This is a genomic window from Sphingorhabdus sp. (assembly GCF_044239005.1).
Taxonomy (GTDB): Bacteria; Pseudomonadota; Alphaproteobacteria; order Sphingomonadales; family Sphingomonadaceae; genus Sphingorhabdus_B.
The window spans coordinates 1-7,847 of sequence record NZ_JBIICH010000095.1 but is presented as its reverse complement, the minus strand read 5'-3'; the positions used below and the strand labels follow the sequence as shown (position 1 = coordinate 7,847).

6 protein-coding genes and 1 pseudogene are annotated in these 7,847 nt (G+C 54.0%); 4 read left to right on the top strand and 3 right to left on the bottom strand.

The genetic code is table 11. The features are described 5' to 3' along the window. The first annotated feature begins 80 nt into the window (after nucleotides 1-80). Together rpoD and ACILQA_RS08260 are read left to right on the top strand one after the other, a co-directional pair. Nucleotides 81-2,081, top strand: a complete 2,001-nt coding sequence (rpoD, locus tag ACILQA_RS08265) for an RNA polymerase sigma factor RpoD (protein WP_395629269.1) — start codon at nucleotides 81-83, stop codon at nucleotides 2,079-2,081. A 240-nt stretch (nucleotides 2,082-2,321) separates the two neighbouring features. After that, nucleotides 2,322-3,167, top strand: coding sequence for a MoxR family ATPase (locus ACILQA_RS08260; protein WP_306062027.1), 846 nt, complete (start codon nucleotides 2,322-2,324; stop codon nucleotides 3,165-3,167). A gap of 12 nt (nucleotides 3,168-3,179) precedes the next feature. Here ACILQA_RS08260 and ACILQA_RS08255 read toward each other — a convergent pair whose 3' ends face one another. Further along, nucleotides 3,180-4,580: a methyl-accepting chemotaxis protein gene (locus ACILQA_RS08255; protein ID WP_395629267.1), complete on the bottom strand. Its 1,401-nt coding sequence runs from the start codon at nucleotides 4,578-4,580 to the stop codon at nucleotides 3,180-3,182. Between the two features lie 151 nt (nucleotides 4,581-4,731). Here ACILQA_RS08255 and ACILQA_RS08250 point away from each other — a divergent pair, with 151 nt between their 5' ends. Continuing rightward, nucleotides 4,732-5,901 carry a VWA domain-containing protein gene (locus ACILQA_RS08250; protein ID WP_395629268.1) on the top strand — a complete coding sequence of 390 codons (1,170 nt, stop codon included), beginning with the start codon at nucleotides 4,732-4,734 and terminating at the stop codon, nucleotides 5,899-5,901. Here ACILQA_RS08250 and ACILQA_RS08245 read toward each other — a convergent pair. Beyond that, on the bottom strand, nucleotides 5,898-7,097 hold the full coding sequence (locus ACILQA_RS08245) for an exo-beta-N-acetylmuramidase NamZ domain-containing protein (protein ID WP_395629266.1): 1,200 nt from the start codon (nucleotides 7,095-7,097) through the stop codon (nucleotides 5,898-5,900). The genes ACILQA_RS08250 and ACILQA_RS08245 overlap by 4 nt on opposite strands. Beyond that, nucleotides 7,094-7,654, bottom strand: coding sequence for a DOMON-like domain-containing protein (locus ACILQA_RS08240; RefSeq protein ID WP_395629265.1), 561 nt, complete (start codon nucleotides 7,652-7,654; stop codon nucleotides 7,094-7,096). The genes ACILQA_RS08245 and ACILQA_RS08240 overlap by 4 nt, the downstream gene beginning before the upstream one ends. Nucleotides 7,655-7,686: 32 nt before the next feature. Here ACILQA_RS08240 and ACILQA_RS08235 point away from each other — a divergent pair. Next, a pseudogene (locus ACILQA_RS08235) lies at nucleotides 7,687-7,847 on the top strand (tyrosine--tRNA ligase); the annotation flags it as partial.

The following is a 7,847-nucleotide window of genomic DNA, read 5'->3' as shown; positions in this document are numbered from 1 at the left end:
TTTTCAGGCGAGATGCGGACGATTTATGACAGTATCGGGGAATTATTTTGGCAAGTCGCGTAAACGAGAATGAAGAAGATATGGTCGAAAACGGCGATGCACCGCTGATTGACCTGAACGATGCGACAATCAAAAAACTGCTAGCCAAGGCAAAGCGCCGCGGTTTCCTCACCTATGACGAATTAAATGCTGCCTTGCCGCAGGATCAGATGTCTTCCGAACAAATCGAAGACGTCATGTCGGCCATCAATGACATGGGCGTACAAATCGTCGAGAATGACGAAGCTGGCGAAGATGGCGAGGACGAGCAGGAAGAGGAAGAAGTCGAAACCGTCGACAATATCTCTGAAAATGACCCGCGCTCGCTGACCAGCACGGTCAAGAAAACCGGAACGGGCGAACGTACCGATGACCCTGTGCGGATGTATTTGCGCGAAATGGGCGCGGTTGAATTGCTGTCCCGCGAAGGCGAAATCGCCATTGCAAAGCGGATTGAATCGGGTCGCGACACGATGATCCTCGGCCTCTGCGAGAGCCCAATCACCTTCCACGCCATTATTGACTGGTCGAACGCGCTTAACGACGGCGAAATGCAGCTGCGCGAGATCCTTGACCTTGACGCCATGTTGTCGAAAGCGCCTGAAACGCTGACCGACGACGAGGAAGAAGAAGGCGATGGGGAAATCAGCGAAAAAACCGCTGGGGTTTCTTACAAGGAAGAAGACGAAGTCGACGAAGAGCCGGAATCGGCGAGTGACGACGATGATATGACCGAGCGGCGTTCACGCCCGGTTGAAGAAGAGGAAGAAGACAACACGCTCAGCCTCGCGCAGATGGAAGAAGCGCTGAAGCCCGCGGCATTGGAGCGTTTTGCCAAGATCACCTCTTTGTTCAAGAAATTCTCGAACATTCAGTTGGAGCGGATGCGCGCTTTGAACGCCGGCGAAGAGTTTTCCTCAGCTTCCGAAAATAAGTATCACAAATTACGTGAAGAATTGACTGCGGAAGTCGAAAGCGTCCAGTTCCACGCGAACAAAATCGAATATCTGGTCGACCAATTATATTCGTTCAACCGTCGTTTGACCGCGCTTGGTGGTCAAATGCTGCGTTTGGCCGAGCGTCACAAGGTTCCGCGCAAGGCATTCCTTGACAGCTATATGGGCCGTGAGCTCGACGAAAATTGGCTGGCCGAAGTATCCAACCTCGACAAAAAATGGACGGCGTTCGCGACGAACGAAGCCGAAGGCGTTGAGCGCATTCGCAGCGAAATAGCGGACATTGCCGCGAATACCGGCATGTCGCTGGGTGAATTCCGCCGCATCGTCAACATGGTGCAAAAGGGCGAACGCGAAGCGCGTATTGCGAAGAAAGAAATGGTCGAGGCCAATCTGCGCCTCGTTATTTCCATCGCGAAGAAATACACCAACCGCGGTCTTCAGTTCCTTGATCTCATTCAAGAGGGCAATATCGGCCTCATGAAGGCGGTCGATAAATTTGAATATCGCCGTGGTTACAAGTTCAGCACTTACGCAACATGGTGGATTCGTCAGGCGATTACGCGTTCGATTGCGGACCAAGCCCGCACCATCCGTATTCCAGTGCATATGATCGAAACGATCAACAAGCTGGTGCGGACCAGCCGTCAGTTCTTGCATGAGCAAGGCCGCGAGCCGACACCAGAGGAAATGGCCGAGCGACTTTCCATGCCGCTCGAAAAAGTGCGCAAGGTCATGAAGATCGCGAAGGAGCCGATCTCCCTCGAAACGCCAATTGGCGACGAGGAAGACAGCCATCTTGGTGACTTCATCGAAGACAAAAACGCTATCATTCCCGTCGACGCCGCCATTCAGGCGAACTTGAAGGAAACTGTGACCCGCGTTCTGGCGTCGTTGACACCGCGCGAAGAGCGCGTGCTGCGCATGCGTTTTGGTATTGGCATGAACACCGACCATACATTGGAAGAAGTTGGTCAACAGTTCAGCGTTACGCGCGAGCGTATTCGTCAGATCGAGGCGAAAGCACTCCGCAAGCTGAAGCACCCAAGCCGCAGCCGCAAAATGCGCAGCTTCCTCGACCAATAAGCGACGGTCTGCCGCGTTTATATTTCTGAGCGGTTGAGGTTATGGACCGAATACTCGCACTTTTGTGCGGGTCTCCGTCAGCCATTGCTGGAATAGTGCGTGCGCAATCTGGCGGGACCAACGTTGCAAAACGAAATGCGCGCCACCTGTCCAATACTCCGCGGCGTAAACTATTATATTGCATAACGCGGTGGGCCCACTTAACGAATTAATCGTTCGATTAACAAACGGGGTCCGTCCATGCGCTTTGAAGGCACTGATAATTACGTCGCAACTGATGATTTGAAAGTTGCCGTAAACGCAGCCACGCGGCTACGCCGCCCGCTTCTCGTCAAAGGCGAACCCGGCACCGGCAAGACCGTCCTGGCGCAGGAAATCGCGACCGCACTCAATGCGCCGTTGATTGAATGGAACATCAAATCCACGACCAAGGCGCATCAAGGCCTGTATGAATATGATGCCGTTGCCCGTTTGCGCGATAGCCAATTGGGCGATGAGCGCGTTCACGACATCAAAAATTACATCAAGAAGGGTAAGCTTTGGGAAGCGTTCACCGCGCCTCAGTTGCCCGTTCTTTTGATCGACGAAATCGACAAAGCCGACATCGAATTTCCGAACGATTTGCTTCAGGAACTCGATCGCATGGAATTCTTTGTGTACGAAACGCAGGAAACCGTCAAAGCGGTCGAGCGCCCGATCGTTATCATTACATCGAACAATGAAAAGGAACTGCCTGACGCGTTCCTGCGCCGTTGTTTCTTCCATTATATCAAATTCCCTGATCGCACGACGATGCAGTCCATCATTGATGTCCACTTCCCCGGTATCCAAAAAATGCTGGTGTCGAAGGCCATGGACATTTTTTACGAAGTTCGGGACGTCCCAGGCCTTAAGAAAAAGCCAAGCACGAGCGAATTGCTCGATTGGCTCAAGCTGTTGCTGCACGAAGACATGCCACTTGATGTTCTACAGTCACGCGACCCAACAAAGGCCATTCCGCCACTTCACGGCGCGTTGCTTAAGAATGAGCAGGACGTGATGTTGTTTGAACGGCTGGCCTTTATGGCACGGCGGCCAAACAGCTAAACTGCGCCTTATTTAGACGCTGTAAGCGATTTCAAAATCGCCCCAGCGGCGTCCATTTATGCGCAATGGGACATATACGTTCCGCATGACCTTGTAAGAATGGCCGTCGCCTTCGTGGCGAAATACGGCCATCATATAGTCCTGCTCGCTTGTTTTTGCAGGGATATCCACCGGGTCCTGAATGACGCGGCCGTTGCGGCAATATTTTGTGTCATGCGCGATATCGCCCGTTGGCGCTCGCGACAGTTCTTTCAACTGTACGGGTAAGAAGCCTTTAAGGCTGCTGCACACAACCGACATTATTTCGTCGGGATTGCTGTCTTTGACGGCTTCAATAAATGGCTGCCAATGTTGTTCCGCCCATGGTGTCAGCTTCGATGTAAAGCGCGGCGGATTGCTACCCTCGATGAGACGCAGATCGGTATCAAACAGCGCCTCTAACGTCAGCGTACCATCCGCGATTGCGGCCTCGGTTAATGCTTTTACTTCTTCGGCCTTTTGGCGGGCCAGCTCGACAAATTCGCTATCGCGCTTTGACAATCCGCTGTGCACAATATGGTCAAACATCTTGTTTGCCTGCAATTCCAGACCGCCGATCTGGCTATGCGCACGCACAACAGCCGTAAACATTTCGCCATTGGCCCCTTCGACCGCATCACGAACATTTTGCGAATCGACCAGCCCACGGTGAATTTGTGCGGTGCTGTCTGCAATCTCTCGGTTGTGATCACCCACCTTGGCAACGACATCGCTCACGCCATAAATGAGCTCCTGCAGGCTCGCGAATTGCTCTTGCGCGGCGCCGCTTGTCGATACACCCTCCTCGATTTCCACGACAAATTTTGCGGCTTCATGCGAAAGGGAGTTTACCGTTCCGGTTATTTCCACCGCAGCGCGCCGCGTATCATGCGCCAGCTTTTTGACTTCAGCTGCCACGACCGCGAACGTCTGCCCAGCGGCCCCCGCCTTTTCCGCCTCAATCGCAGCATTGAGCGCCAGCATGTTGGTCGTGCGCGCAATCGAATCGATCGATTGCGACACCCGCTTCACTTGCTCCATCGCTGCTGCAAAACCGGTGATATGCGAACCAAGGCTCATGATGAGACTGATGAGTTCCGAAAAGCTCGCCAATGATAGCTGAACCGTGTCGTGCCCCGTCTTCAGCTTTGCGACAGCGGCTTCGGCCAAAATCCTGGCGTCTCGGGTCGCCTGCGCCACCTCCGCGATGTCCGCATCAAGTGCTTGCGTCAGCTCGGTCATCTCGCCGTGCCTTGCCTTGAGCCAATCTGCGGATTGTAGCGCTTGTTCGAGCACACCTGCAGCTTCGGCACAGCCAACGGTAACCTCACCACATATCTGTGCGGTTTCGTGGATCCAGTGATTTTCACTCAATGCGACTTTATCCATTTTCATGGCTTTGGCACCTTGTTCTGTCGTTTGTAACGGGGCCTACCCCAATATGGTTATCACAGAGTTAATCGCCGGTTGTTGACGGCGCGTGCCGAAACAGCCAAAAGCTTTAACTGGTCAATTAAACAGGAGCCTGCCGGTGTTTTTCTCATTCATGGAAGAGTTGCGGTCCGCCGGTATATCCGCTTCATTGAAAGAGCATCTTGCGCTTCTCGCCGCTTTGGATGCCGATGTTATCGACCAAAGTCCCGAAGAATTTTATTATTTGGCCCGCGCCACACTGGTGAAGGACGAAGCGCTTTTGGACCGTTTCGACCAGGTATTTGGCAAGGTTTTCAAAGGTGTATTCACTGAATATGGCCAAAACGATGTCGATGTACCCGCCGATTGGTTAAAGGCGATCGCCGAGAAATATCTGTCGCCAGAGGAAATGGCCAAGATCGAAAAAATGGGCAGCTGGGACGAGCTGATGGAGACGCTGAAAAAGCGGCTCGAGGAACAGGAAAAGCGCCACGAAGGCGGCAACAAATGGGTCGGAACCGGCGGCACATCACCTTATGGCAATTCGGGTTATAATCCCGAAGGCGTCCGCATTGGCGGCGAATCCAAGCACAAGCGGGCCGTAAAGGTTTGGGACAAGCGCGAATTCCAGAATCTCGACAACACGCGCGAGTTGGGCACCCGCAACATCAAGATCGCGATGCGCCGGCTGCGCCGCTTTGCCCGCGATGGCGCGGTTGAAGAGCTCGATATTGACGGCACAATCAATGGCACCGCGCGCAAAGGCTGGTTGGACATTCAAATGCGCCCCGAACGCCGTAATGCGATCAAGGTCTTGCTGATGCTGGACGTCGGCGGGTCTATGGATCCGTTCATCAAGCTTTGCGAAGAACTCTTCAGTGCGGCCACTAGCGAGTTCAAAAACCTGGAATTTTTCTATTTCCACAACTGTCCCTATGAAGGCGTTTGGAAAGACAATAAGCGCCGGTTTAGCGAACGCACACCGATGTGGGATCTGCTGCACAAATTCCCGCATGACTATAAGGTGGTCATGGTCGGCGATGCATCGATGAGCCCCTATGAAATCACGCATCCCGGCGGATCGGTGGAGCATTTCAACGAAGAATCCGGTGCTGTATGGATGAACCGGATTACGAACACCTATCCCGCCACGGTCTGGCTTAACCCCGTGCCCGAAAAACAATGGGGCTATTCGCAATCCACCAAAATCATCAAGGAATTGATGAACGACCGGATGTACCCGCTGACGCTGGAAGGTCTTGATGACGCGATGCGCGAATTAAGCCGGAAGCACGGCCACTAATATAGCAGATATTGCGCGCGTTTCTGAAGCCAATCCTGTTCATCAACTGACGTCATTGCGTCCAGTTGCTCAGGCGTGCTGTCGGGTGCATCGACCCATTCACGCAAGGCCGGGCCGCCGTTGATCACGTCAATGGCGAGCTTGCCGAATTCATATTCATACGGGAAGTCGCGCCACAGATCATATTCGGGATAGAGCCGCCGGATGGCTTTGAATGCCAATGCCTGGATCCGCCATGGTTGGAACGCATCATGGTCATATGATGGACCTTCTGCGTGGATGTGCACACCATGACACAGTTGATGCACATGCTTGTGGAATGTCGGTTCGAACCAAATTTCCCGAAGCGTGCAGCCATTGAGCCATTGCGGCGCAAATGCCCGCATTTCGGCAATTACATCGCGCGCGTTAATGTCCGGCGCGCCGAATATCTCCAGCGGACGGGTCGTTCCCCTGCCCTCTGACAATGTTGCCCCTTCCAGCAACACGGTGCCCGCATAAGCGCGCGCCATGTTGATATTGGCCGCATTGGGGCTTGGGTTGATCCATATCCGATCGGCAGGCCAGCCATATCCGGGTGCCGCGTCTGGTTCATAACCGGCCATTTCAATAACGCGATACTCGACGTCGATTTTGTAATGATCGATAAACCAATGCCCGATCTCACCCAAAGTCATGCCGTGCCGCATGGGCATCGGGCCCGCGCCAACAAAGCTCTCCCATCCCTTTTGCAGCGTCAGGCCTTCTATGGGGCGACCCGCAGGGTTCGGGCGATCCAATACCCAAACCGATTTGCCATGCGCGGCAGATGCCTCAAGCACATAGAGCAGCGTCGTAATAAACGTATAAATCCGGCAACCGAGATCCTGCATATCGATCAGGATGACATCAAAGGTCTCCATCGACTCGACGGAAGGGCGCCGCACTTCGCCATAGAGGCTGAATATCGGGATCCCGAGCACTGGGTCGGTGAAGTCGGGCGACTCCATCATATTGTCTTGCTTGTCACCCCGAAGGCCATGCTGGGGGCCAAAGGCAGAGGTCACATTAACATCGTCGAGCGCAGCCAGTGCATCCAGTGCGTGCGTCAGGTCTGCTGTCACCGATGCTGGATGGGCCAGTAACGCGACACGTTTACCCGCCAATGGCTTGCGAAGTTCTGGCTCCGTCAGGAGGCGATCAATTCCAAATTTCATGCCGCGCTTCGTGCCTCCAGTTGCAGGGCAAAGCAATCCTTATGATGAAAATCCGCTTTCCCCGGTGGGTGCGCGAGTGCCCAATAAGCGGTACGTCCGTGCTTGTCCGCGATAACGGCGCTTAACCCGGCCATTACATCCACCGCGCGCAAAGATTCGGGCAGGTCCAGTGTGACCGTCATTTCGAACATGCCCTCCCCCGCCGTGCAGCCTATCTGCGGTGGCGCACAGGCAAGCTCCGTCATGCCTGCGCGGTATCCGGTAAAGGCATATGCCGCCCATTGCCCCGACGGCGCGAAGTTGAATTCGACATAGCTACCGTCATCGGCGCGGCCGCAAAACAATTCAAAACATGTGTCTTTCCAAAGTCCGTCCGTGCGTTCCGGTTGCGCCGCTTCGGGGAAATGTACCCCGTCGATTACCCCGTGCAGCGTGTATTTTATCTGCAAACGACCGGCTTCGGCGCGATCAACGTGCACGGCTATTCCGCCTACAAAACCCTTTTCGCTCAGCGGATGACATTGCAGCACCGTTTCCGTCATCGAAATATTGGCCAATGTCGAAACTCCATGCTAGGCGCTAACGCGCTATGACTGCTTATAAATCTGATCTCCTTCGCCAGCTTGATGCACGCGGCTACATCCACCAAACAACCGACGCGGCGGCGCTTGATGCGCTTGCGTCTAAAGAGATTGTTCCGGGATATATCGGCTTCGATGCGACTGCGCCATCGCTTCATGTCGGAAATCT

Bases quoted from the DNA above. Each gene is read 5' to 3' on its own strand.
- rpoD (WP_395629269.1), top strand. From the start codon at position 81: ATGGTCGAAAACGGCGATGCACCGCTGATTGACCTGAACGATGCGACA.
- ACILQA_RS08260 (WP_306062027.1), top strand. From the start codon at position 2,322: ATGCGCTTTGAAGGCACTGATAATTACGTCGCAACTGATGATTTGAAA.
- ACILQA_RS08255 (WP_395629267.1), bottom strand. From the start codon at position 4,580: ATGAAAATGGATAAAGTCGCATTGAGTGAAAATCACTGGATCCACGAA.
- ACILQA_RS08250 (WP_395629268.1), top strand. From the start codon at position 4,732: ATGGAAGAGTTGCGGTCCGCCGGTATATCCGCTTCATTGAAAGAGCAT.
- ACILQA_RS08245 (WP_395629266.1), bottom strand. From the start codon at position 7,097: ATGAAATTTGGAATTGATCGCCTCCTGACGGAGCCAGAACTTCGCAAG.